19 protein-coding genes and 3 tRNA genes are annotated in these 24,490 nt (G+C 61.8%); 13 read left to right on the top strand and 9 right to left on the bottom strand.

Translation table 11 applies throughout. The features are described 5' to 3' along the window. Positions 1-24: 24 nt before the first annotated feature. From IG168_RS01335 to rhlB, 3 genes are all read right to left on the bottom strand, one after another. Positions 25-2,031, bottom strand: coding sequence for an acyltransferase family protein (locus tag IG168_RS01335; protein WP_193161335.1), 2,007 nt, complete (start codon positions 2,029-2,031; stop codon positions 25-27). Between the two features lie 23 nt (positions 2,032-2,054). Then, positions 2,055-3,209 carry a hypothetical protein gene (locus IG168_RS01340; protein ID WP_193161336.1) on the bottom strand — a complete coding sequence of 385 codons (1,155 nt, stop codon included), beginning with the start codon at positions 3,207-3,209 and terminating at the stop codon, positions 2,055-2,057. Between the two features lie 210 nt (positions 3,210-3,419). Next, the gene (rhlB, locus tag IG168_RS01345) at positions 3,420-4,934 is read right to left on the bottom strand and encodes an ATP-dependent RNA helicase RhlB (protein WP_193161337.1); all 1,515 of its coding nucleotides are present in this window, start codon (positions 4,932-4,934) and stop codon (positions 3,420-3,422) included. Between the two features lie 298 nt (positions 4,935-5,232). Between rhlB and IG168_RS01350 the strand changes: the two genes are divergently transcribed. Beyond that, positions 5,233-6,594 carry an MATE family efflux transporter gene (locus tag IG168_RS01350; protein ID WP_193161338.1) on the top strand — a complete coding sequence of 454 codons (1,362 nt, stop codon included), beginning with the start codon at positions 5,233-5,235 and terminating at the stop codon, positions 6,592-6,594. 123 nt (positions 6,595-6,717) lie between these two features. Then, on the top strand, positions 6,718-8,256 hold the full coding sequence (locus IG168_RS01355) for a succinylglutamate desuccinylase/aspartoacylase family protein (RefSeq protein ID WP_193161339.1): 1,539 nt from the start codon (positions 6,718-6,720) through the stop codon (positions 8,254-8,256). A gap of 6 nt (positions 8,257-8,262) precedes the next feature. Here the strand turns inward: IG168_RS01355 and IG168_RS01360 are convergent, their stop codons facing one another. The 4 genes from IG168_RS01360 to hemA are packed head-to-tail and all read right to left on the bottom strand — an operon-like array spanning position 8,263 to position 12,441. After that, on the bottom strand, positions 8,263-9,171 hold the full coding sequence (locus IG168_RS01360) for a cation diffusion facilitator family transporter (RefSeq protein ID WP_193161340.1): 909 nt from the start codon (positions 9,169-9,171) through the stop codon (positions 8,263-8,265). A gap of 48 nt (positions 9,172-9,219) precedes the next feature. Continuing rightward, positions 9,220-10,053 (bottom strand): peptide chain release factor N(5)-glutamine methyltransferase, encoded by an 834-nt coding sequence (prmC, locus tag IG168_RS01365; RefSeq protein WP_193161341.1) that lies wholly within the window; start codon positions 10,051-10,053, stop codon positions 9,220-9,222. A gap of 31 nt (positions 10,054-10,084) precedes the next feature. Next, the gene (prfA, locus tag IG168_RS01370; RefSeq protein ID WP_193161342.1) at positions 10,085-11,167 is read right to left on the bottom strand and encodes a peptide chain release factor 1; all 1,083 of its coding nucleotides are present in this window, start codon (positions 11,165-11,167) and stop codon (positions 10,085-10,087) included. Further along, complete coding sequence (hemA, locus tag IG168_RS01375) at positions 11,164-12,441, bottom strand: glutamyl-tRNA reductase (protein ID WP_193161343.1); 1,278 nt, start codon at positions 12,439-12,441, stop codon at positions 11,164-11,166. The genes prfA and hemA overlap by 4 nt, the downstream gene beginning before the upstream one ends. A 362-nt stretch (positions 12,442-12,803) precedes the next feature. On the opposite strand from hemA, the gene IG168_RS01380 reads away from it, so the two are divergent. From IG168_RS01380 to IG168_RS01430, 11 genes are all read left to right on the top strand, one after another. After that, entirely contained in the window at positions 12,804-14,621 is a 1,818-nt protein-coding gene (locus IG168_RS01380; protein ID WP_193161344.1) for a tetratricopeptide repeat protein, read from the top strand. Beyond that, positions 14,605-15,228: a lipoprotein insertase outer membrane protein LolB gene (gene lolB / locus IG168_RS01385; RefSeq protein WP_193161345.1), complete on the top strand. Its 624-nt coding sequence runs from the start codon at positions 14,605-14,607 to the stop codon at positions 15,226-15,228. Before IG168_RS01380 ends, lolB begins: the two co-directional genes overlap by 17 nt. An 80-nt stretch (positions 15,229-15,308) precedes the next feature. Beyond that, positions 15,309-16,187 (top strand): 4-(cytidine 5'-diphospho)-2-C-methyl-D-erythritol kinase, encoded by an 879-nt coding sequence (gene ispE / locus IG168_RS01390; RefSeq protein ID WP_193161346.1) that lies wholly within the window; start codon positions 15,309-15,311, stop codon positions 16,185-16,187. Positions 16,188-16,208: 21 nt separating this feature from the next. Further along, positions 16,209-16,283: transfer RNA gene (locus IG168_RS01395), tRNA-Gln, on the top strand. A 447-nt stretch (positions 16,284-16,730) separates the two neighbouring features. Next, positions 16,731-17,660, top strand: a complete 930-nt coding sequence (locus tag IG168_RS01400) for a ribose-phosphate pyrophosphokinase (RefSeq protein ID WP_226876431.1) — start codon at positions 16,731-16,733, stop codon at positions 17,658-17,660. A 315-nt stretch (positions 17,661-17,975) separates the two neighbouring features. Continuing rightward, positions 17,976-18,614, top strand: a complete 639-nt coding sequence (locus IG168_RS01405) for a 50S ribosomal protein L25/general stress protein Ctc (protein ID WP_193161348.1) — start codon at positions 17,976-17,978, stop codon at positions 18,612-18,614. 5 nt (positions 18,615-18,619) lie between these two features. Next, positions 18,620-19,219: an aminoacyl-tRNA hydrolase gene (gene pth / locus IG168_RS01410; protein WP_193161349.1), complete on the top strand. Its 600-nt coding sequence runs from the start codon at positions 18,620-18,622 to the stop codon at positions 19,217-19,219. A gap of 72 nt (positions 19,220-19,291) precedes the next feature. Further along, the gene (gene ychF, locus IG168_RS01415; protein WP_193161350.1) at positions 19,292-20,383 is read left to right on the top strand and encodes a redox-regulated ATPase YchF; all 1,092 of its coding nucleotides are present in this window, start codon (positions 19,292-19,294) and stop codon (positions 20,381-20,383) included. An 84-nt stretch (positions 20,384-20,467) separates the two neighbouring features. Further along, a complete protein-coding gene (locus IG168_RS01420) occupies positions 20,468-21,382 on the top strand; it encodes a DMT family transporter (RefSeq protein ID WP_193161351.1) in 915 nt (304 codons plus the stop codon). Between the two features lie 204 nt (positions 21,383-21,586). Continuing rightward, positions 21,587-21,663: transfer RNA gene (locus tag IG168_RS01425), tRNA-Met, on the top strand. Positions 21,664-21,701: 38 nt separating this feature from the next. Beyond that, a tRNA-Gln gene (locus IG168_RS01430) sits at positions 21,702-21,776 on the top strand. A 134-nt stretch (positions 21,777-21,910) separates the two neighbouring features. On the opposite strand, the gene IG168_RS01435 is transcribed toward IG168_RS01430, so the two are convergent. Together IG168_RS01435 and IG168_RS01440 are read right to left on the bottom strand one after the other, a co-directional pair. Beyond that, complete coding sequence (locus IG168_RS01435; protein ID WP_226876400.1) at positions 21,911-22,825, bottom strand: sulfite exporter TauE/SafE family protein; 915 nt, start codon at positions 22,823-22,825, stop codon at positions 21,911-21,913. 130 nt (positions 22,826-22,955) lie between these two features. After that, positions 22,956-24,485: a tryptophan halogenase family protein gene (locus IG168_RS01440; RefSeq protein ID WP_193161353.1), complete on the bottom strand. Its 1,530-nt coding sequence runs from the start codon at positions 24,483-24,485 to the stop codon at positions 22,956-22,958. Between the last annotated feature and the right edge of the window lie 5 nt (positions 24,486-24,490).

Below are 24,490 nucleotides of genomic sequence, written 5' to 3' on the forward strand. Positions count from 1 at the left end.
ATATGCGCGGCCCAGTTGGCCACCTCAACCGAACTTTCTGTTTCCCCCTTCCTTGGCGAGCACCTCTAAAAGCCGCGGCACCAGCCAGCGCGCCCCATAGGCGCTGAGGTGATCATCGTCGCGGTACAGCGGTGTGCCGCGGTGCTCAATCCTGCAGTCGGGCGCACACAGCAGCGGCAATGGACTGAGATCCTGCGCGTCGAATTCTTCAGCAATATCTTCAATGATTCGGTTCGCGCGGCGCTGGCGCTGCTCCACTTCATCCCGGCTGGGTGCCGGGCGCAACTGCGCACCGATGAACTCGGCATTCAGTACGGCAACGGGCACAGAGAAGCCGATCTCCGGCGTGTCTTTGACGATCACCACCTCGCGGCCCGTAGCCCGGATTTTCCGCACCGTGGCTTCCAATCCGTCGCGTACAAGGGCCGCGTTATCGCGGCCATCCGATTCGCCGTCCGTCGACGGAGCCAACACCGCTTCCGTCCCCCCCTCACCAGGTGCACGCTCTCCCTCCACAGCAAAGGCCCAGCGCGCGACCAGAATGACAGTACCCAGATCTCGGCGCCCTTCGAGGAAGTTCATTACACTCTCGTTGAAAACATCACACTGGTGCGCTGCGCCCTTGTCTACCCGAACCACCCCGAGCACCGGTGCGCAGGCCGACTTCACCGCGGCGAGGCCACGCGCTCCATGTACGGCCAGCCAGCGCTCGTAGCCGGGCAGAAATGCAGCCGCGTGGGAATCACCCCACAACAGATAGTGCGCTTCAGGCGCCGCGCTGCTGCCGAATTCACAGAGCTGGCGTTCCAGCGGCGCCCGGTTCATACACGCCTCCTGCCTCTGCGTCCGCTGACTGGCCTCGCTGTAGGTCTCGTAGAGGTCCCGTGGCAGCCGCTCGGGAAAGCCCTCGCCACCGTTAATGGCACACGCGCTCATCACGAGAACGCCCGCCGCGGTAGCGGCCAGCCTGAGCTGCAGCACGGACGACAGCAGCGACCCGGGACGCGCCGTGCGGAACGGTTGCTCAACCAGTTTCCAGCTCAACCAGGCCAGCGCCACCGACATCACTACGGCATATAAAACCCAGCTTGCGGGCAATTCGGTGGCACCGTTGTATAAACGCAGGAAGACCAGCACCGGCCAGTGCCAGAGATAGAGTGAATAGGAAATCCTGCCCACTCCGACAAACAAAGGCAGGGCCAGGAAGCGGCTGACTGTGCCCGGCTGCCTACCAGCCCAAATCAGTGCCGCGGCACCGGCACAGGGCGGCAACGCGGCCAGTCCCGGAAAGGGAGTAGCGGCATCGTATGTGAGCACGCACACCAGAATCGCGGCTAACCCTGCCGCGGCCGCCAGCTCCGCTGCACCTCGCCGCTGCACCGCTGGCAGTGCGCCCATTGCCAGCAACGCGCCGATCGCCAGCTCCCAGCCGCGAGTCGGGGTGAGAAAATAGTTGGCAAACGGCTGGGTTTTTGTTGCCCATACCGAAGCGGCGAGAGACAGCACGGCCAGCACCGCCACTGTCGCGATCGCACTGCTCCAACGCCACCTCGCCAGCAGGCACAACAGCAACGGAAAACCGATATAAAACTGCTCTTCAACAGACAGGGACCAGGTGTGCAGCAGCGGTTCGAGTTCTGCCGCCTGGCCGAAATAGTCCTCGGTACTGCGCCAAAACCAGAAATTCGACACAAAAAACAGCGCAGCAAGCAGCGAGTGCGCAAAGTTGCTGAACATATCCGGCGGCAACAAAAACCAACTCGCCGCTGTGGACACCAGCATTACGGCAAAGAGCGCCGGCAGGATACGCCGCGCGCGACGGCGATAAAAACTGGCCAGCGAAAACTCTCCGGCGCGAATCTCGCGCAAAAGAATACCGGTAATCAGGTACCCGGAGATGACGAAAAAGATATCGACCCCGACGTAACCGCCGGAAAACCCCGGCACCCTGGCGTGCGCCATGACCACCGGCAAAACGGCGAAAGCCCGCAGCCCGTCGATATCGGGGCGGTAACTGTTATTAACTGACATTGAAAGGCTTATTAGTATCTTATCTAGCGACCGCGCTGCTTCTTTGGCTTGACACGCCGCCACCAGGGTTCCCTGTGCGGCGCTATCGCGGCCCCCTGGGCCAGGCATTCGCGCAGAGCGGTCAGCTCGGCTCGCGAGTCTGCAGTCCCGTCCTCTGCGCTTTTCGCCAACAGGACATCCAGTCGCTCGGCGAGCAATGCGTCTCGGAGACCAAGAGGGTTGTCCAGACCCGCGGCAAGTATCCCCGTGCTCCAATCTGCCAGGTCACTCAGGGTGAGGGAATCGTTGCCCCGCTCGGGGTAGGTATCGAAATCGTCTACAAACGCCAGGCCCGAAGGGTGCGGCAGGTAGTGGTCATTGAGGGCGCGGTTACTGTCGGCAAAGCGGGCGAAAAACGCCCGCGCCGCAGCGCGACTGGGTTGCAGTCGCTCACAGTCTTCGCGCATGAAGGGTTTCAGTTTTTCAATCTGCGGCGGCGCCACTCCAAGTTGCAGCAGCTTATGGGTCAACAGGAACTCCCGGCGCGGGATGCCCTCGTTAACGCGGCAGGGCGGTATCACAACGCCTTCACCAAGGAATTCCGCAAAGTCGGTTACGATATCTCCGCCGCTGAGCCGGTGAGGCTCGAACACATGCACCGTCAGCGCCTCGCGCCCAAAACTCTCCTCCCACAGGCGCAGCTTCGAATAATAATCGTAATAGGCCAGCACATCGGCAGTCAGCTCGGGGAAGGCGCCGTCGCTGTGACCCAGCAGGCGGCTCGATGTGCTCTTGCCCCGCGCGCAGCCCCGCGCCGCCTGCTGGCGAAAAGAGATTGCCTGCCGGTCCTGGCGGCGCAGGTAGACGATAATCCGGGTCTCGTCGAAGTAACGCGCGCAGACCTTCTGTACCTTGTCGATCTCTTGCGCATCGCGCAGGAAGGAGAAATGCTCGCCGGAGACGATCACGCGTTCGCCGCGACTCGCCGCCAGCAGTTGGGCGAAGCGCTCGTTGAGCCGGAATGCGAGGCCGCCAGCAATGTCCTCCACATCGATGGCACCGGAGGAGTTGCCCTTCTTGCCCAGACAGGCGAATTCCAGACCCTGGGCCAACAGTTGCGACTGGTAGTTTTTCAGGGCCAATTGCAGGGAACTGGTGCCTGTTTTGTGAATTCCGATATGGAGGTAGAGGGTGCGCATGTTGCCGATCGTGATCCGGAAGTCTTCCGCCAACTCAAAGATTGTTGAAAAAACACGTCCTTGCCACTGCTACCGGCACGCCTTCGCCAGACTACTTGCTGTTCATTTCCTCTGACCCGGCACTGCGGCCCGTGCAATTCGCCTGCAACAGCTATACCGAAGTCTAAACATTTACCCATTAAAAAACGCGGGCATAGCCCGCGTTTTTTATCAGCGCCTGGGGCGGCGACTGCCACCACCGCTGCGACCACCCCGACTGTCGCCGCGTGGCCCGCTGCTGCGTTTAACGTTGACCTTGGGCGGCTCCACCAGCAGCTCCTCCGGCGGTTGCTCACACTTGAGCTTGCCACCGAGCAGCTTTTCGATGGGCTCCAGCCGCATGGCATCATCTTCACAGGCGAAGCTGATCGAAGTACCCGTCTTGCCCGCACGGCCTGTCCGGCCAATACGGTGCACGTAATCTTCGGGCTCTTCCGGCAGCGTAAAGTTCACCACGTGGCTGATCCCGTCGATGTGGATACCGCGCCCGGCCACATCGGTGGCGACCAGGACCTTGGTCACGCCCGCCTTGAAGTCTTCAAGGGTGCGCACACGCTTGTTCTGCGCCACTTCCCCGGAAAGCAGGCCGGCCTTGAAGCCGTGGGCCTCCAGGTTCTCGTGCAGGCGGCGGCACTGGTCGCGGCGATTGGCAAACACGATCAGGCTCTCCACCTCGTCACTCTGCAGGATGTTGTACAGCAGCGTGTACTTTTCCTCGCTCGCGGCCAGGTAGACGTGCTGCTCGACACTGTCGGTTGCCACGCGCTCCGGCTCGATCTCGACAATGACCGGCTCTTCGGTCCACTGCTCCACCAGAGAATCGACTTCCGGCGTGAATGTGGCGGAGAAGAACATGGTCTGGCGATGGCTCTTGCGCGGCGTCTGGCGCACAATGCGGCGTACCTGGGGAATAAAGCCCATATCCAGCATACGGTCGGCCTCGTCGATCACCAGGATTTCCACCTGGTCGAGATAGCAGTCCCGGTTGCTGGCGAAATCGAGCAAACGGCCGGGTGTTGCGACGAGAATGTCCACCAGGCGCTCGTTCAGGTTGCGCTGCTGCTTCTGGTAATCCATGCCGCCAACCAGGGTGTGGATTTCCAGGTCGGTGTATTTGCACAGGGATTTGGCATCGTCGGCGATCTGCATGACCAGCTCCCGTGTGGGCGCAATGATCAATGCGCGCGCCTCACCGGCGTAGCGCTCGCCCTCGAACGGGTTCTTAAGCAGGTCATCGATAATGGTAATCAGGAAAGCCGCGGTCTTGCCGGTACCGGTCTGGGCCTTGCCCACCAGGTCGTGGCCGTTCAGCGTATGCGGCAGGGAGCGGCCCTGAATCGGCGAGCAGTACTGGAATCCCAGGTCACTGATGGCGTGCATCAGGTCCAGTGGCAGGTCCAGGTCGTGAAAACGCACTTTGTCTTCCGCTTCCGGCACCTGGAATTGATCCAAAGACCAGGGGGCACGCTTCTTGTCACGAGGACCGCGCTGGCTCTTGCCTCCGCCGCGGCGGCCACGCTGGCTGCCTTTGCTGCCACCATCGCGGCGCTGGGACTTGCGCTCGCCAGATGCTTTTTCGGCGGGCTTGCCCCCATCGGTAGCTTTAGACGGCGCACTCTGTTGCTCGGCAGACTCGGAGCGCTGCTCATCTTTGCTGGAAGAACGGCGAAACAACTTTCCTATCAAGTGAAATACTCGCTTAAATGCTCACAGATTCGCCGGGGGCGAATCTGAATGCCGGGGTATCCGCGGGGCGGTCACCGTGGACGGCATGGGTTAAATAATCGGCGAGTATATCATCTATATGGATCTTGACCCGAACTCTAATTTTCATACGGCTCAATAAGCCGCCAGCTGGCGCGCAAAGTGGATTGAACCCACCGCCGGCGCCCCCCATAATTCAGCCCGTTTTCCCGCGCTCGCTGCTGGCGACCGGGTCCCCCAACGCAAGCCTGTCCACTCCCCGCGGAAACCTCCCTATTCAATGATCAAGCTGTACAGACGGGCGACCGGCACCGAACTCAAGCGACTGGCCACGCTCGGCGGCCCACTGGTGATCAGCAATCTGGCTGTGGTCAGCATGGGTGTGACCGACACCATCGTCGCCGGTCGCGCCGGTGAGGTAAATCTGGCCGGACTCGCACTGGGCGCCAGTATCTGGTCCGTCTGTGCGGTCACCCTGATGGGACTGCTCGCTGCGGTGTCGCCGATCGTCGCACACCTGCGCGGCAGTCGCGACGAACCCGGCTGCGCCCAGCAACTGCAGCAGGCAATGTGGATCGCCCTGATCGGTGGTCTGGCTGTCGTCGGCGCCCTGCTGGCTACCCCCTGGTGGAGCCAGTGGATCGACACCGAAGAGCCGGTGCGCCACGTCATGGAGCAGTACTTGCTGGCACTCGCCACCGGCACCCTGCCCTTCGCGCTCGGTACCGCCCTGCGCGGCTACTGTGAGGGCATGGGCCAGGTACGCCCGGTAATGCGCACCTATCTGGCGGCGGCGGTTCTGAATATTCCGCTGGATATCCTGATGGTCTTCGGTGCCGGTCCGATTCCGGCGATGGGCGGCGCCGGTTGCGGTTGGGCCACAGCGCTAGTGAGCTGGTCGATTGCCGCTGCGCTCTTCTGGCACGCCGGCAACGATCCGGCCTACCGTGCACTGCGGCTCAGACTGCTGCCGCCGCGCCCCGATTGGCCCACCCAGCGGCACCTGCTGGCAGTGGGCCTGCCGATTTGCATCGGCGCCGCCAGCGAAGTGACGTTTTTTGCCAGCCTGACGGTTCTGCTGGCACCCTACGGGGCCACCATTGTCGCAGCTCACCAGATCGGACTGAATGTCGGATCCATTTTTTATCTGGTCGCGCTGGCGCTGGCGCAGGCCCTGAGTATCCGCGTGGCGCAGATTCTCGGCCAGGGGCGCCCCAAGCGAGCGCACTTCACCAGCCTGGTGGGCGTCGGCAGCGGTCTGCTATATGCCCTCGCCACCGGCCTGCTGCTGATCACGCTGCGCTACCTGTTCGTGCACGCCTATACCAGCAACGTCGACATCATCGCCGTGGCCACCAACCTGCTGCTGCTCTGCGCCGCCTTCCAGCTGGTGGACGTGGCCCAGGCCATGGCCTGGGGAGCGCTGCGCGGCTACCGAGATACGCGGGTTCCCATGTACCTGCAGTTGTTCTCCTACTGGCTGGTTGGTCTCACTACTGCCCGCTGGCTGGGGGAGCAATTCTGGGGGGTCTACGGTTACTGGGTAGGCATCTGTATCGGGCTCGGCACCGCCGCCATCCTCCTCGGCCTGCGGCTGTGGCGCACCAGTCGAAAGGCCATGCTGGCACCTCCGCAACGCTGAGCCACTGGGGGCCCGCCTTTTTTCAGCCACTATCGCGCAATTCCTAGGGAACGCTTTCGCTATAATGGCGTTCTTAACTACATTGCTTGTAATTCACCCCTCTTCACCCACTGGAGTCACTGCATGATTTCGAGCTCCCCCAAGAGCCCGCCCCGCCGCATTCTGTGTTTTGCGTTGCTACTCACTTCCGCCCACACTTTCGCGCTGACCGAAGAAGCCGATAAGACGCAGGACGCCAGTGTGCCCAAAGCGGAAAACCTGCAGCTCGACCGGCCGGTAGCGGAGGAGCCACCGGTGAAGGAAGCGGAGGCACCGGCACCGCAAACAGATCCTACAAAGCCAATGCCCAAGGCGGAAAACCTGAAGCTGGACCAGCCGGTGGTTGAGGACGGTGCTCCGGCCGGGCAACCGGCGCCCGCACAACCAGCGCAACCAGCACAACCGGACAGCAAAGCGGTAACCGGACAGGCGGGCTCCGCCGCCGGGGAAAAGGAAAAAACCGAACCGGAGGAGCCGGCCGCACCGGAATCCGGCAAGCCCCTGCGCCTGCTCGGCAGTGAGGTCCCCCCGGCCACCTCCACGCGCTTGGCCTGGTCGCCGACCCAGCATTTTGAAGGGGTCTACAGCTCCACCGCGGTGCTGGTGGTCAACGGCGCCTATAACGGCCCGACTCTGTGCCTGACCGCGGCGATTCACGGCGACGAACTGAACGGTATCGAGACCGTGCGCCGGGTAATGTACAACCTCGACGCGAGCAAATTGCACGGAGCCGTTATCGGCGTCCCCATCGTCAACCTGCAGGGTTTCCACCGCGGTTCCCGCTACCTGACCGACCGCCGCGACCTGAACCGCCACTTCCCCGGAGATCCGCACGGCTCGTCCGCCGCGCGCATTGCCTACTCGTTCTTCCACGAGGTCATCAGTCACTGCAATGCTGTGGTTGACCTGCACACCGGTTCTTTCTATCGCACCAACCTGCCGCAGCTGCGCGGTGACCTGCGCAACCCGAAAGTGGTCAAGATGACCAAGGGTTTCGGTTCCACCGTCGTGCTGCACAGCGACGGAGCCAAGGGCACACTGCGCCGGGCGGCGGTCAACGCCGGCATCCCCACGGTGACCCTGGAAGCGGGTGCCCCCATGGTGCTCGACGAGGCCTCGGTCAGCCACAGCGTGAAAGGTATCCGCACGCTTCTGAACCAGCTCGACATGGTGAGCAAGTTCCGCCTGTGGGGCGACCCGGAGCCGGTCTACTACAATTCCACCTGGCAGCGCGCCACCACCGGCGGCATCATCTTCAGCAAGGTGCAGCTGGGTGCTTTCGTCCACAAGGGCGACCTGCTCGGTACCGTCACCAACCCGATTACCAACGTGCGCAAAGAGATCCGCTCGAAATACAACGGCCGCATTCTGGGCATGGCGATGAACCAGGTGGTTCAGCCCGGCTTCGCCGCCTACCACATCGGCATTCAGGCGCCGCAGGAACAGATCAGCCCACCTGAAGAGGTGACTGCAGACACCGAAGCCAAAGTGACGGAAACGGCTGCACCGGCGACTAAAGAAGCGGACAAGGAGAGTGCACCGGCAGCGGAAGAGGAGCCCGCTGCCGACGAACCGTCAAAGGATCAGCCAGAGGAAATCGACAGCGAGAGCGACGACGACTGAATCCGCCTAGCTGTCACTGATCCGGTCGATGATTTCCACCGGGTGGTGGTGCTCGCCCAGGGGTTCGGGCTGCAGGGTAATGTGATCGATATCGAAGCGCTTGATCAGGGTTTCCCGCAGCCGCTCCAGCACCCCCGGCCAGGCCTGCAGGTCGTCCACGACAATATGCGCCGACAGGGAAATAGTGCTGGAATCGAGGCGCCAGATATGCAGGTCGTGCACCGAACGCACGCCATCGACTGCCGCGAGGGTCTGCCCGACAACCGGCAGGCTGAGCTCGCGCGGTACCCGCTCCATCAGCACGTCGACCGAATCCCGCAACAGGCGCAGGCTGGAAAACAGGATCAGCACGCAGATGAGCAGCGACAGAAGTGGATCGATGGGGGTCCAGCCGGTGAAATAAATCACCGCACCGGCAATCAGCGCGGCCACTGACCCCAGCAAGTCGCCCATCACATGCAACAGTGCGCCGCGAATATTCAGCGTCTGCTCGCCGCGGTGCAGCACCCAGGCCACGGCAACATTCACCAGCAATCCGATCAGCGCGATCAACATCACCGTGCCGCCCTGTACCGGTTGCGGCTCGCGCAGGCGCTCGATCGCCGCGATGCTGATACCCACCACAATCAACAGCATAAACACTGCGTTGACGATGGCCGCCAACACCTCGGCGCGCCCCCAGCCGAATGACAGCTGCCGATCCGCCGGTTTCTGCGCCAGCAGCGCCGCCACCGCGCCCAGGGCCAGGGCCAGGGCATCGGTGGCCATATGGCCGGCATCGCCCATCAGCGCCAGGGAGCCCGACAGCCAGCCGCCGACCGCCTCGACCATCGCGAAGGCAAAGGTGATGACCAAACTCCATACCAGCGGGCGCAGGTGGCCACTGCCGTGGCGGTGGTGAACGTGCTCGTGCATGGTTTCCTCCCCGTATGTTCAGTGGCCGAATGCCGCCGCATTCCGCGGTTAATTCGCCTTCCGCCCCAGCGTAATACGCTCCCAGCCGGAAAAATCCTCGCGGCTTTCTATATCTTTCAGGCCCGCAGCGGCAAAGATGGCCCGCACGGACGCGGCCTGCTGCCAGCCGTGCTCCACCATCAACCAACCGCCCGCAGCGAGAAATTCGCCACTGCACTGCGCAATCGACTGGATATCCGCCAGTCCCGCGTCCTCCGCCACCAGGGCCGAGCGGGGCTCAAAACGGACATCGCCCTGCTCCAGGTGAGGATCAGCGGCATCGATATAGGGCGGGTTGCTGACAATCAAGTCAAACTTCTGCGCGGGCAGCTGCGCAAACCAGTCGCTCTGCACAATACGGACATTGTCGAGCTGCAGCGCGCGGCGATTCTCTTCCGCCAGCGCCACTGCGTCTGCCGATTTCTCCGCGGCCACAATGTCCCAACCGGGCCTTTCGCTGGCCAGGGCCAGGGCGATGGCACCGGTACCGGTACCCAGGTCGAGGGCGCGCAGCCGGTCACCCGGGCAGAGCGCCAGCGCGGTTTCCACCAGCAGCTCTGTCTCAGGGCGCGGAATCAGCGTGGATGCGTTCACTTTGAGTGCCAGCGACCAGAACTCCCGCTCCCCGGTCAGGTGTGCCACCGGCTCGCCATGGCGACGGCGCTGTAACAGATTATCGAATGACTGCTGTTCCGCGACACTCAACTCGTATTCCGGCCAGGTATAGAGCCAGGTGCGCGAACGCCCGAGCACTGCACCGAGCAGCACCTCGATATCGAGGCGCGCGCTGTCGCTGCCGGTGAGTTCGGCACTGCGAGTGAGGTTTTCCTTGACCGTGCTCACGGGATAACAGTCATTTTCTCGGAGGCACCGATCACTGCCCCAGCGCGGCCAGCTGGTCCGCCTGGTGCTCGGTGCGCAGGGGATCGATGACTTCTTCCAAAGCGCCCTGCATGATCTCGTCGAGCTTGTACAGGGTGAGGCCGATACGGTGATCGGTCACCCGCCCCTGGGGATAGTTGTAGGTGCGGATACGCTCGGAACGGTCGCCACTGCCGACCAGATTGCGGCGAGCATCGGAAATTTCCTTGGCCGCGGCCGCTTCCTGCTCGGTGCTGAGCTTGGCCTGCAGCAGCGCCATGGCCTTGGCGCGGTTCTTGTGCTGGGAGCGTTCGTCCTGGCACTCCACCACGATACCGGTGGGAAGGTGCGTGAGGCGCACTGCGGAGTCGGTCTTATTGACGTGCTGGCCACCGGCGCCGGAGGCGCGGTAGGTGTCCACACGCAGATCCGCTTTGTTGATCTCGACCGCATCGCGCTCGTCCGGCTCCGGCATCACCGCCACCGTACAGGCCGAGGTGTGGATGCGCCCCTGGGATTCAGTTTCCGGGACCCGCTGCACGCGGTGCGCGCCAGACTCAAATTTCAGTTTCGCATAGACATCTTCACCGGCGACACGGGTGATGATTTCCTTGTAGCCGCCGTGTTCGCCAGGGTTTTCACTGATGATTTCGATACGCCAGCCCTGCTTTTCCGCATAGCGCGAGTACATGCGGAACAGGTCACCGGAAAAGATCGCCGCCTCATCGCCGCCGGTACCGGCGCGGATTTCCAGGAAGACGTTTTTGCGGTCATTGGGATCGCGCGGCAGCAGCAGCGTCTGCAGGTCGCGCTCCAGCGGTTCCACCTGCTCTTCCGCTTCGCGCAGTTCCTCCTGCGCCATTTCGCGCAATTCCGCATCGCTCTCGTCGAGCATTTCCCGCGCCGTGGCCATATCGTCCTGCAGCTGCCGGTAGCGGCTGTAGCATTTGACCACCTCCTCGAGCTCGGCGTATTCACGGGACAGATCGCGGAACTGCTCCTGGTCGCTGATCACTTCGGCGTCGCCGAGCAGCGCGGAGACTTCCTCGTGGCGCTCCACCAGGTTTTCCAGCTTGTTTCTTACCGAGTCTTTCATCCGTCTTTTTTCTCTAAATCGATCTCAGGGAGCGGTTCCAGCCCGACGACTTCGCGCGCGATGCGCAACCGCTCGAGATCGCCCTCGGCGGTGAGCCGCTTGAGGTTCACCGTAGGGGCATGAATCAATTTGTTGGTCAGCGAGCGCGTCAGCTGTTCCAGCAGCTGGCGCGGATCACCGCCCTTCTCCAGTTGCTGCACGGCGCGCGCCAGCTCGGTATCGCCGATCTGCTGCGCCCGCTGGCGGTAGCTGCGTATGGTGTCCACGGCGCCAAGTGAGCGGCGCTCGCGCATGAATTCCGCCGCGGCGGTGTCAACAATCTGGTGGGCGGCTTCCGCCGCCTTTTCCCGCGAACGCCGCCCCTCGTCGATCACGCCGCGCAGGTCGTCGACCGTATAGAGGTAAACGTCGTCGAGTTTGCCCACCTCGGGTTCGATATCGCGGGGCACGGCGATATCGACCATAAACATCGGGCGGTGGCGACGCTGCTTGAGTGCGGATTCCACCGCGCCCTTGCCGAGAATCGGCAGCTGGCTGGCGGTGGAGCTGATGACGATGTCAGCGCGCGTCAGGTAATCGGGAATATCCGCCAGCAGGATCGCCTCGGCACCGAAGTTCTGCGCCAGCTGCTCGGCGCGGTTCAGCGTGCGGTTGGCCACGATCAGCTGCTTGACGCCCTGCTCCAGCAGGTGGCGCGCCACCAGTTCGATGGTCTCGCCGGCGCCAATCAGCAGCGCCGTCTGCTCGCGGAGATCCGTGAAGATGCGCGATGCCAGCGACACTGCGGCAAAGGCAACGGAAACGGGATTCTCGCCGATGGCGGTCTCGGTCCGCACCCGCTTCGCCACGGCGAAAACCTGCTGGAAAACATTGTGGAGCAGACTGCCGACACTGCCGGATTCCCGCGCCACCGCGTAGGCGGATTTGATCTGGCCGAGGATCTGCGGTTCGCCGAGCACCAGGGAGTCGAGCCCGCAGGCGACCCGCATCATATGGCGCACGGCCTCTTCGCCGCTGTAACTGTAACTGCAGCTGGCCAATTGCTCTTCCGCCACATGGTGATAGCGGGACAGCCACTGCAACAGGCGCTCCGGCTCGACTTCCGCGTAAATTTCCGTGCGGTTGCAGGTGGACAGGATCGCCAGTTCCGGACAGTCCAGCGCCATGCGCGCATCCGCCAGCGCACCCGGCATCACTTCCGGGGCGAACGCCACCCGTTCGCGGACCTCGATCGGCGCGCTGTCGTGATTGATTCCCAGAGCGAGGATTGGCATAGACTCCCGTCGGCGTAAATTCTGAAGGTGCGGTTCCCGCAGTTGGCGCGCGCATTTTCCCGGGCGGCCGCGCCTCTTGCAAGGGCAAGTACCCGTTTGCACCCAACAGGTGAGAGCCCCCCGGCTCACTGGTACTCGCGCGGTGACCGATTATTCGGGCGGATGCGCCGCCCCGGGCGAGCCGCCGGCCCACCAGTTGCAGCTGCCGCGGCCCGGCGTTTATTTGCGCGCAGACTTGGCGAATGCGGGGTTAGCGGCCGGCCCCGCAGCGGAATCGCGACTAGAATTATACGACGATAATCGCTCAAAACACGCCATCCGCGCACCGATCCCGCGCGGCACCAACGTATGGATACGTTTCTATGCCGTCTGCAACACAGCCCCGTCTTTCCGGTCCGCCCCATCAATCGCTGCTGCTGGCGGCGTCCCTGAGCCTGCTTTTGGGAGCCTGCGTCCAGCAGGGACCCACTCCCCCGGCTCCCTCGGCAGAGCCCGAGCCAACCCCGGATGTCCAGGAAAAACCACTGGCCAAGACGGAAAAACAGCCCGCGACGGAGAAAACCCAGACCCGCCCCTTCCCCATCGACGCCTTTTATACCCTGCTGGTGGCGGAAGTTGCGGGCAACCGCGAACAGTATGACGTAGCCCTGGCCAATTACTTCTACCAGGCAGAGCGCACCCGGGATGCGGGCGTCGCCGCCCGCGCCACCCGCATAGCGCGCTTTCTCAATGCCCGCCGCGCGGCCCTGCGCGCCTCCAAACTATGGGCAGAACTCGAGCCGGAGAACCCGGAGGCCCAGCTGTCAGCCACCGCTGAACTGACCCTGTCCGGCGACCTGGAATCCGCCCTGGTGCACGCGGAAAAAGCCCTGGACCTCGGCGGCGATGCCCCACTGCAGTCCCTCGCCGCCACGGCAGTCTCCGAACCCGAATTGACCCAACACTTCCTGCCGGACTTCGAGCGCCTGACGCAAAAATACCCGGAGAACCCGGAAGTATCCCTCGCCTACGCCATGATGCTGCGGGCCAACGAGCAGTATCCCGAGGCACTGGCAATCACCCGGCGCGTACAGGAACAGCATCCGGGCATGCTCGATGCTCCCCTGCTGGAATCCCACATCCTGGTAGACCTGGACAGGCGTAAGGAAGCAATCGCCCTGCTGGAAAAGCTGGTCAGCGTCTACCCGCAAGAAAGCCGGTTGCGCCTCCAGTACGCCCGCCTGCTGATTCGCGACGACCTGAAACTGGCGCAGCAACAGTTTGCTGAACTGGTCAAGCAACGCCCCCGCGACGGCAACATGATTCTTTCGCTGGCCATGATCCGCTTTGAAACGAAACAGATCGACGAGGCCAAACCACTGTTCGAGCGCCTGCTGGTACTCGGCGAACACGAGTCTGCTGCACATTTCTACCTTGGCGAAATCGCCGAAATAGAACAGGACGTTAACGCCGCCGTGGCACACTATCGGAAAGTGGAGCCGGGGTCTGACTATGTCCCGGCCATTACTCGCGGTACGGAATTGCTCGCTGAAAATGGCAGCACGGAAGAAAACCGGAGCTGGTTTGCCGATCTGCGCAAGCGGCATCCGGACCAGGCGGAAAATTTCTACCTTATGGAAACCAACCTGCTGCGCAAACACGGCCAGAACCAAGAGGCACTGACGCTGCTCGACCAGGCGATTGCCAGCCTCGGCGATAGCGGCCGCCTGGTCTACACCCAGGCATTGCTGAACGACCAGATGGGCAACACCGCCGCCTTCGAAAGCGGAATGCGCAAGCTCCTCGATCGCGACCCGGACAACGCCACCATTCTCAACGCGCTCGGCTACAAGCTGATCGAGGACAACTCCCGCCTCGAAGAGGCCCAGCAACTTATCGGCAAAGCCCTGCAACTGCGCCCCGATGATCCGGCGATTATCGACAGCATGGGCTGGGTGCAGTACCGTCTCGGCAACCACGGCGAAGCAGTGAAGTATTTGCAAAAAGCCCTGGAAGAATTGCCGGACCATGAAATTGCCGCGCATCTCGGCGAAGTATTGTGGATGCAGGGCAACCGCGAGCGCGCCATGCAGGTGTGGCAGCGCGGGCTCAAGCTGAACCCGCAGAGCAAGATCATTCCGGCCGCGATGAAGCGCCTGCAAAGCAACGAATCACTGGAACAACATGCCTCTGACAGCTGAACATCCCCAAACCGGTAAACGGATCGCACTGCTATCCCTGTGTTTTCTGACCCTGCTGCTCGGCGCCTGCGCCGGGCAGAAACCCAAGCCCCCAACAGCGGCGGAACTGTCGGTCGCACAGCTGCAGTACTGGACCATCAAGGGCAAACTCGGCGTGCGCTCGCCCCGCGATAACGGCAGCGCCAACCTGACCTGGGAACAGCGCACCGCGCCAAATTACCGCATCCACCTGAGTGGCCCACTGGGTGCCGGCGCCACGGTGATCAAAGGCACACCCGCCGGTGTCTCGCTGCAACAGGGCAGCCAACCGCCCCTGCGCGCGAGCAATCCCGCAGACCTGACCATGCAGACCATGGGCTGGCCGATGCCCGTGAACGAAATGTTTTACTGGGTGCGCGGACTTTCCGCCCCCAGCTCCGCACCGTCCAGTGAACGGCGCAACGCGCAGGGCCTCCTGCAGAGTCTGCAGCAGGCTGGCTGGACGCTGAATTTCAGCGGCTATGAAAACCACGGCCCCTATGTACTGCCGACCAAGATAAAGGCGGCCACCAATCAGGCCACCGGACCTGTTCAGGTCACCCTGGTGATCAAAGAGTGGAATATTTGAACCTGGACAGATGATCGGGCAGTAATGATGAATCCCGTGAAGGTCGCTATCATGCGACCTTTTAATCACGCGACTCCCCCATGTCCCTGCAATTGCCGGCTCCCGCCAAACTCAATCTGATTCTGCGCATTCTCGGCCGCCGCGAAGACGGCTATCACGAGCTGCAGACCCTGTTTCAACTGCTGGATTTCGGCGACCTGCTGGATTTCGAGCTGTGTGACAACAGCAGTATCAGCGTTGACGCGGGCAGTCTGGATATCCCCCTCGAAGACAACCTGGTCTACCGCGCAGCCCGACTGCTGCAACAGGAAAGCGGCTGCACAAAAGGCGCGCATATCACACTGCAAAAAAAACTGCCTCACGGCGGCGGTATCGGCGGCGGCAGTTCCGATGCCGCGACAACGCTGCTGGGACTGAACCAGCTCTGGCAGTGTCATTTTTCCCTGGACAAACTGGCCGAACTGGGGCGCCAGCTGGGCGCGGATGTGCCGGTATTCGTACGCGGCCGATCCGCCTGGGCGGAGGGTGTCGGCGAAAAACTGACGCCGGTAGCGATCGAGCCGCGCCACTACCTGGTGCTCGTACCCGATTGTTCCGTAAGCACTGCCGCGGTGTTTGGCCATCCCGGTTTGACAAGAGATTCCGCCGCAATTACATTAGCGCACCTTCGCGAGGGGCGACTGGACAGAGACTGGCTGGAACGACATTCAGTCAACGACTGCCAGGCGCTGGTTGAGCGTCTCTACCCGGAAATCCGTGCGGCCCGAGAGTGGTTGCAGCAGTTCGCCCAGGCGCAACTGACCGGAACGGGAGCCTGCGTTTTTGCAGCGTTCGACTCGGCACGGGCAGCCAGTGATGTGCTTGCCAGAGTGCCGGACCAATGGGATGGCTTTGTTGCCACCGGAGTGAATCACTCCCCCACCCATGTCCAGCTCGCGAATATTGCGGCCGATGCCTGATTGGCAACGGCGCAATTCTGCTGGGGCGTAGCCAAGCGGTAAGGCAGCGGGTTTTGATCCCGTCATGCGTAGGTTCGAATCCTACCGCCCCAGCCATATTTTCCGACCCGCAAATTGCGGATCGAAACTCCGGAGCTCGGACAGGTTCGAGCCGACAAACTTGGGGGCCAAGTTTGGGCGCCGGAGGATACGGACGGCGGGGCGCAGCCCCGAGCACGAAGTGCGAGTCCACCGGCGGGGCCGCCGTAGACCAGCGAGCCGCAGGCGAAGCTAATCCTACCGCCCCAGCCATATTTTTCCGATTCGCGGAAAGCGGATCGAAACTCCGAGACTCGACGCGTTGAGTCGCCAGCGGCACATTCCATTCCGATGCCGCGGGCACGCCGGAACCGGCGTTATTGCAACTCCTTCGCGGCCGCCTGTGTCGCATACAGCAAAAGGTGACGCTACTGCGCGCTAGACAGCTTTCACAAACACGGGCATCTACACTTTTCATTCCCCTCAGACTCAACAGAACTAAAGGTACTCGCAGTGGCTGACTTAATGGTCTTTACCGGTAACGCAAACCCGGAACTGGCACAGAAAATTGTCGACCATATGGCGATCCCCCTGGGCGAAGCGGTGGTCAAACGCTTCTCCGACGGCGAGATTGCAGTAGAAATCACCGATAACGTGCGCGGCCGCGACGTATTTGTGGTGCAGTCCACCTGCCAGCCCACCAACCGCAACCTGATGGAGTTGATTCTGCTGGTCGACGCCCTGCGCCGCGCTTCTGCCGGTCGCATCACTGCCGTTGTCCCCTATTTCGGCTATGCCCGCCAGGACCGCCGCGTTCGCTCCCAGCGCGTACCGATTTCCGCCAAGGTAGTCGCGGATATGATGGTCAGCGTCGGTATCGACCGGGTACTGACGGTGGACCTGCACGCGGAGCAGATTCAGGGCTTCTTCGATGTGCCGGTAGACAACGTCTACGGCTCCTCGACCCTGCTCGACGATATCGAGCGCCAGAACTACGAAAACCTGGTAGTGGTCTCCCCGGATATCGGCGGCGTGGTCCGCGCCCGTGCAGTGGCCAAGAGCCTCGATTGCGACCTGGCGATCATCGACAAGCGCCGTCCGGCCGCCAACGTGGCTGAAGTCATGAATATTATCGGTGAAATCGACGGCCGCACCTGCCTGCTGGTGGACGATATGGTCGACACCGCCGGCACCCTGTGTAACGCCGCCAACGCACTGAAGGAACACGGCGCCAAGAAGGTTATCGCCTACTGCACCCACCCGGTTCTGTCCGGCAAGGCGATCGAGAACCTCAACAACTCGGTTCTCGATGAACTGGTGGTCACTGACTCAATTCCGCTGGGCGACAAGATGGAGCGGGCACCGAAAATCCGCCAGCTGTCCCTGGCTGCGATGCTGGCTGAGTCGGTGCGCCGCATCAGCAATGAGGAATCACTTTCTGCCATGTTTAGATAAGGCCATCCCTGGCCTTATCTAAACGTCGCTGCTAAATCGCTGCGCAAAGGCGTGGCTTTACTTGCGATTTAGCAGCTCGCGCCGGCCTTCGGCCGCGGTGCACGGTCCCTGTGCGCTCTTCTGTGCGGTCGTGGTCGAACTGAAAAGCACAGCCTCCCATCTAGCGCCACAGCCACAATTCCCTTAGAATACGCGCCCGCCCGGCACCGACCGGGCGTTTACTATTGGGCACGGAGCATTTCCGGCCCGATTTACAGCAATGCCAGAGCGGTCCGGTCGCAGGTCGCCCTGGGCAGACAACCCGAGGTTTAACCCATGTCTGATATCAAACTGAACGCCAACGTCCGTAGCGACGAAGGGAAAGGTGCGAGCCGCCGCCTGCGTCGCCTGGAAGGCCGTGTCCCCGGCATTATCTACGGTGGCAAGGCTGAGCCGCAGTCCATTTCTGTACTGCAGAAAGAACTGTTCAAAGCCCTGGAAAACGAAGCCTTCTTCTCTTCCGTAGTGACCGTAGACGTCGACGGCAAAGCTGAGAACGTGATCCTGCGCGACCTGCAGCGCCACCCGGCCAAGCCGATCCTGCTGCACGTGGACTTCCAGCGTGTTTCCGCAAACACCAAGGTTCACCTGAAAGCCCCGCTGCACTTCCTGAACGAAGAGACCTGCAAAGGCGTCAAGGCTGGCGGCATCGTGTCCCACACCCTGACCGAACTGGAAATCAGCGCCCCGGCCTCCAAGCTGCCCGAGTACATCGAAGTAGACCTGGCAGACCTGGACATGGACGGCGTACTGCACATCTCCGACATCAAGCTGCCGGCTGGCGTTGAATCTGTGGACCTGAGCCACGGTGCCGACCACGACCTGGTTGTCGCTTCCGTGCACAAGCCGCGCGCAGCCGTTGAAGCTTCTGCCGAAGGCGAAGCGGAAGGCGAAACCGGCGAAGGCGCAGAGTAAGCACTTTGTCGAAGGCACCGGACACGCCCATCCAGTTGATCGTGGGACTCGGTAATCCCGGCCCCGAGTACGACCGGACGCGCCACAATGCCGGTGCCGACTTTGTCACCGAGCTGGCTCGCCATTGCGGCACCCAGCTCGCGTCAGACAGCAAGTACCACGGCCTTACCGGCCGGGTACAGATCGGCGGGCGGGATATCCGCCTGCTGATCCCTACCACCTTTATGAATCGCAGCGGACAGGCCGTCGCCCCGCTGGCGAATTTCTTCAAGATTCCCGTCGAAGCGATTCTCGTCGCACACGACGAGTTGGATCTCCCCCCGGGGACTGCACGCCTGAAAGCGGGCGGCGGCCACGGTGGCCACAACGGCCTGCGGGATATCATCTCCTCCCTGGGTAACAATCGCGATTTCATGCGCCTGCGCCTGGGTATCGGCCATCCCGGCAGCGCCCGCGAGGTGGTGAATTACGTACTGCAGCGCGCGCCGCGAAGCGAACAGGAGCAGCTCGCAGACGCTATTGACCGCGCTGTCGACGCACTGCCCGCCGCCGCGTCGGGGAATTGGGGTGCAGCAATGAAAGATCTGCACACCAACGGCCGCTAAGCCGGACATAAACACACTGACTGGGCGCGACCCTGCCCGCCCACCACTGAACGAGCTAACAGGAACCAGACCATGGGTTTTACTTGCGGTATCGTCGGCCTGCCCAACGTGGGCAAATCCACCCTGTTCAACGCACTGACCAAGGCGGGTATCGACGCTGAAAACTTTCCCTTCTGTACCATCGAGCCGAACGCCGGCGTAGTACCGGTGCCGGATCCGCGCATGGACAAGCTGGCGGAGATCGTCAAGCCACAGAAGGCGATCCCCACCACCATGGAATTCACCGATATCGCCGGCCTGGTGGCCGGGGCCTCCAAGGGCGAGGGCCTGGGCAACAAGTTCCTGGCCAATATCCGTGAGACCGACGCCATCGCCCACGTGGTGCGCTGCTTCGAGGACGACAACGTTATCCACGTGGCCAACAAGGTGCACCCGGTAGCCGATATCGAAGTGATCAATACCGAACTGGCGCTGGCCGACCTGGATACCGTAGAGAAGGCACTGCAGCGCTATACCCGTGCCGCGAAAGGCCAGGACAAGCACGCCATCAAGATGAAGGCGCTGCTGGAGAAGATCCTGCCACACCTGGACGAAGCCAAGCCGCTGCGCTCATTCGGACTGCCCGAGGAAGAACTGGCCGCCCTGCGCGAACTCAGCCTGCTGACCGTCAAGCCGACCATGTATATCGCCAACGTCGACGAAGATGGTTTCGAGAACAACCCGCACCTGGATGCCGTAGCCGCCATTGCCGCCGAGGAAAATGCGGTGCTGGTACCCATCTGCAACAAGCTGGAAGCGGAAATCGCCGAGCTGGACGACGAGGAAAAGCAGGAGTTCCTGGAAGAACTGGGCATGGAAGAGCCGGGCCTGAACCGCGTGATCCGCGCCGGCTATCAGCTGCTGGGCCTGCACACCTACTTCACTGCAGGCGTCAAGGAAGTCCGCGCCTGGACCATCCCCCTTGGCGCCACTGCACCCCAGGCGGCCGGCAAGATTCATACCGACTTCGAGAAGGGCTTTATTCGCGCGGAAGTGGTCAGTTACGCGGACTTTGTCGCAAACAACGGCGAGGCCGGTGCGAAGGACGCCGGTAAGTGGCGCCTGGAAGGCAAGGACTATGTCGTTGCGGACGGCGACGTTATCCATTTCCGCTTCAACGTCTGATCCCCTTCGCCCTTTTCCCCAAGAGGAAAAGCACAGCTGGAGAGGCCCTCGCCTCTCCAGGCCCCCACCTTGCTGCACTGAGCCATGAATCAATCCAACTGGAAAGTCGGCCTGCCCCTGGCCCTGATCACCGCCTTTATGTGGGCCCTGCTGCCGATCGCACTGAAAGGACTACTGGACACCATAACCGCCACCACCGCCACCTGGTATCGCTTCGTCGGTGCTGCGGTGCTGGCGGGCGGTTACTACGGCTGGTCCCGACGCCTCAACCTGCGCCAGCTGTTTGAACGCGCCCTGCTGCCATTTACGCTGTGCGCGGTCGCGGGATTGCTGACCAACTACCTCACCTATGCCACCGGCCTGCACCACATCACCGCCGGCGCCGCCCAGATAGTGATCCAGCTGGCGCCACTGATGCTGCTGATCTCCAGCGTACTGTGGCTGGGCGAGCACTTCTCGCCGCGCCAGTGGCTCGGGGTCGTGATGGTCGCCACCGGGCTGCCGCTGTTCTTCAATCAGAGACTGCCGGATCTGATTAGCGGCGCCGACGGCGAATACCTGCTCGGGCTCGGCTATATTGTCATCGCCGCCATTGGTTGGGCCGTCTACGGCTTTTTCCAGAAGAAGATATTGAGCCGTGCCACGCCACAGGATCTGCTGGTGCTGATCTACCTGGTTGGCACCCTGTGCTTCCTGCCCATGGCGGAGCCGCTTAGCGTGGCGGGGCTGGACTGGCTCGGCTGGGCTCTGCTGCTGTTCCTGACGGCCAACACCCTGATTGCCTACGGCGCCTTTACCAAGGCGCTGGCAGCCTGGGAGGCCTCCCGTGTCAGCGCGACACTGGCACTGGTCCCCCTGCTGACCCTGGCGATCAGCGCGTTGATCGGCATCTTCTGGCCGGACTATATTGAGGTGGAGCCACTGAACTGGATCAGCTGGCTGGGGGCGGCCGCAGTTGTCTGCGGGTCACTGTTCGCAGCAATTGGCAAAGGCCGCTAGCCCGTCCAACTCCGCCGCCAATTAAATACGACGCCTGTAGGCAGCTATCCAGGCAAAACGCAGGGTGCACGGGGAAGGTGGATTGCGGCGCCAGCGTGCTTCATAGAAAAACGCTAACTCACTGAAAAGAAAACGAAAAAAGGGGTTGACTGCCCCCCGCCCGCGCCCGATAATGCGCGCCCTCGGATAGCCGAGACATTCAGTGGCAAGGTAGCTCAGCTGGTTAGAGCGCAGCACTCATAATGCTGAGGTCGGGAGTTCAAGTCTCCCCCTTGCTACCATTTTCAACTCGCGAATCGTCGATTCGGAGTTCTCTTACTGGGGCGTAGCCAAGCGGTAAGGCAGCGGGTTTTGATCCCGTCATGCGTAGGTTCGAATCCTACCGCCCCAGCCATTTTCTCTTTTTCCCAAATAGCAATTCCGCCAGTCGAGACGCAGGCGAATCGCATACCCCCAACAACCTCTCCTCGATACGCCGCCAAGCGGGCAAACCGTGTTTACGGATGACCGTGCGGATCAACCCGGAATTCAGCCCGGTACAGCTTCTACAGGCATATCCAGTTGCCGCCGTCGATCCCTGTGTCGCACCAGGCGCAGCCCCAGCGCACGCAGATACTCAAAGCCCCCCAGACAGGCGGCAACGGCCACGAGCGAGAGCCCCAGGCCGCCTGCACCCAGCTCAGCCCATTCGGCCACACAGGTCCAGACAAACTGCACCACGCACAACACGGCCACGACAAGCAGGGTTGGACGCCTACCTACCATGCCCACAACAAAGACGCCCAGCGGGGCTCCCAGAGCCACTACCGGTGCCGCGGCGAGCCAGTTGCCGAAAACCTCCGGATGCCAGTCGCCGGCCATGCTCTTGACCGCGACTCCCACTACCGAGTTAAACGCCATGATCACGACGGAGGTCGGTATCGCCACCTTCAGGTCCACACGGCACAACAACACCAGGGCGGCGTAAAGCACCATATCGATACCAACCCCGGTGATTGCCACGGCGAATGTTCCCGCCACCAGCCCCAGAATCAGGCCAATACGGAAATCCCGGGCGGGGTTGCCACCGCACCCCTCGCTGTGTGCGGTGATCTCTTTCAACCGGTAAAGGTGCAGCAGACCGAAGCTGCCCCAGATCACGGCGAACGAAATCTTGACCCAGAGTTCCGGGATCAGCGGCGCAACAAAGAGAATACCCAGCGGCGTACCCACCAGCGACCCGCACATGGCACCGCGCAGCATCGACATCGCCAGCCGTTGCCGCCGCGCGAAAATGAAAATACTGGCACTGACCATGCCGATAGACTGGACCGCAAAACTGAAATCCCGGCCGAGACTGGCCGGTGTATCGAAAAGGAGGACCAATACCGGGAAGCCCACTGTTCCCCCGCCCATTGGCGTAGATCCGGCGGCATAGCTCCCCAGGGCCATGGCGATTGCCATGGGCCAGTGCGCACTAGCCTCCTCCCACCAGCCCAAAGCTGTAACCAGGAGGAGCCAGCACAAGTAAAACAATACGAGACTCGCCAGCCAGGGCCAGTAGCGATGCAGGAATGAAACAGCACGCATCCGGTTACCCTGCCCTGACCGGCCCACTCAGACTCTGTAAGAATTCTTCGTGCTGAAGAGAGCCGCGCAGCGCCCTCTGCACCAGCGCGGAGAAACGCGAAAATATCTGCGCTGCATCCTCTTCTGCCAGCACAAACGTCAGATCCGGATTGTGGCCCATGCCATAGAGCACGTAGCGATAGTTGGTATCGGTAAAGATACTCGAATAACTGCCGGCAAAATCCTGGTATTCACAGATCTTGTGCCTCCACTGGTGCAGACGGACATCCAACCAGGAGCAGGCTTTCCCTGTAGCAGGCGCTGCGCGCCAGAATTCCGTATCGTCGCGGTTTGTCAGACAGTAATGCAGCACGATGAACTGCTTCAGGTCCTCGTAGAAACCACGCATCTTCTCATTGTAAGAATCGCGCAACGCCTCATTGTCCATGCCGCCCGCCAAATGCGTGGCGAGCAGGCTGACACCCAGATGAATCATATGAAGCCCGGTGGATTCCAGCGGCTCGATAAAGCCACCCGCCAGCCCCACAGCGACACAATTGCCCAGCCAGAACTCCTTGCGGCAGCCGACCTGCATATCCAGGTGTTTACACTTCAGGACCTGTGAATCCTCACCGAGGAATTCGCGCAGCTCCTGTTCGGCTACCTCCGGGTCGATTCGATTCGCGTCGTACACGTAACCGCTACCCTGGCGATTCACCAAGTCAATCTGCCAGGCCCAGCCATTGCTCAGCGCAGTCGCCACCGTATAGGGCTTGGGCACCTCCCCTTCCCGCAGTTCCCGCTGGATAGCCACGGCCTTGTTACAGGGCAGGACATCGGCAAACGACTGCCAGTTACCCTCCTGCAACCGTGAGATCAGCAGCCCACGAAAACCGCTGCAATCGATAAAAAAATCGCCCGGGAACTGACCGTTTTCGGTAGTAACGCTGGTAATTCGATCATCGACCACAGAGACATCTGTCACCGTCGCCTCGATATGCCGCACACCGGCCTCGACCGCCTTGCGACGCAGAAAGCGGGCCAGCAGGGTCGCATCCAGGTGGTAACCGTAGGGCGTGATTGCCTGGTATGGCATGGACATGGACGTCTTGGGGCATTTGCCCTCGCGCATCAGGCGCGTATTCAGGCTTACCGCCTGGTCATAGCGCTCATGCTTGTCGCGACTACGGGCAAACCAGGCGCTGGAAATGTCTACGGAACCGCCAGGCTGCTGCTGGTCGAATGGATGAAAGTATTCGTGGGTTTTACCGTCAACGGGCTTCTTCCAGTTTCGAAACAGAATACCCGTTTTGATGGTGGCATTTGTCTCCGCCATCAGCTCCCGCTCGTCGAGCCCCATCGCGGCGAAAAAGAAGCGGATACTGTGTACCGTCGCCTCACCAACGCCAATGATGCCCACATCGGGGCTCTCGATAACATTGATAGCGAAGTTCTTCTCGCGCTGATTAAAATAGCGGTTCAGGTAGATAGCGGTCATCCAGCCAGAGCTGCCGCCGCCGACAATATTGATTGTTTTCAGTGCTTGTCCGCTCATCTTTT

The sequence above is a fragment of the Microbulbifer hainanensis genome (assembly GCF_014904735.1).
GTDB lineage: Bacteria > Pseudomonadota > Gammaproteobacteria > Pseudomonadales > Cellvibrionaceae > Microbulbifer > Microbulbifer hainanensis.

What these genes read in the sequence shown, in the direction of transcription:
- IG168_RS01335 (WP_193161335.1), bottom strand. Translation starts at nt 2,031, where the DNA reads ATGTCAGTTAATAACAGTTACCGCCCCGATATCGACGGGCTGCGGGCT.
- IG168_RS01340 (WP_193161336.1), bottom strand. Translation starts at nt 3,209, where the DNA reads ATGCGCACCCTCTACCTCCATATCGGAATTCACAAAACAGGCACCAGT.
- IG168_RS01350 (WP_193161338.1), top strand. Translation starts at nt 5,233, where the DNA reads ATGATCAAGCTGTACAGACGGGCGACCGGCACCGAACTCAAGCGACTG.
- IG168_RS01355 (WP_193161339.1), top strand. Translation starts at nt 6,718, where the DNA reads ATGATTTCGAGCTCCCCCAAGAGCCCGCCCCGCCGCATTCTGTGTTTT.
- IG168_RS01360 (WP_193161340.1), bottom strand. Translation starts at nt 9,171, where the DNA reads ATGCACGAGCACGTTCACCACCGCCACGGCAGTGGCCACCTGCGCCCG.
- prfA (WP_193161342.1), bottom strand. Translation starts at nt 11,167, where the DNA reads ATGAAAGACTCGGTAAGAAACAAGCTGGAAAACCTGGTGGAGCGCCAC.
- hemA (WP_193161343.1), bottom strand. Translation starts at nt 12,441, where the DNA reads ATGCCAATCCTCGCTCTGGGAATCAATCACGACAGCGCGCCGATCGAG.
- IG168_RS01380 (WP_193161344.1), top strand. Translation starts at nt 12,804, where the DNA reads ATGCCGTCTGCAACACAGCCCCGTCTTTCCGGTCCGCCCCATCAATCG.
- lolB (WP_193161345.1), top strand. Translation starts at nt 14,605, where the DNA reads ATGCCTCTGACAGCTGAACATCCCCAAACCGGTAAACGGATCGCACTG.
- ispE (WP_193161346.1), top strand. Translation starts at nt 15,309, where the DNA reads ATGTCCCTGCAATTGCCGGCTCCCGCCAAACTCAATCTGATTCTGCGC.
- IG168_RS01400 (WP_226876431.1), top strand. Translation starts at nt 16,731, where the DNA reads ATGGTCTTTACCGGTAACGCAAACCCGGAACTGGCACAGAAAATTGTC.
- IG168_RS01405 (WP_193161348.1), top strand. Translation starts at nt 17,976, where the DNA reads ATGTCTGATATCAAACTGAACGCCAACGTCCGTAGCGACGAAGGGAAA.
- ychF (WP_193161350.1), top strand. Translation starts at nt 19,292, where the DNA reads ATGGGTTTTACTTGCGGTATCGTCGGCCTGCCCAACGTGGGCAAATCC.
- IG168_RS01420 (WP_193161351.1), top strand. Translation starts at nt 20,468, where the DNA reads ATGAATCAATCCAACTGGAAAGTCGGCCTGCCCCTGGCCCTGATCACC.
- IG168_RS01435 (WP_226876400.1), bottom strand. Translation starts at nt 22,825, where the DNA reads ATGGCAATCGCCATGGCCCTGGGGAGCTATGCCGCCGGATCTACGCCA.
- IG168_RS01440 (WP_193161353.1), bottom strand. Translation starts at nt 24,485, where the DNA reads ATGAGCGGACAAGCACTGAAAACAATCAATATTGTCGGCGGCGGCAGC.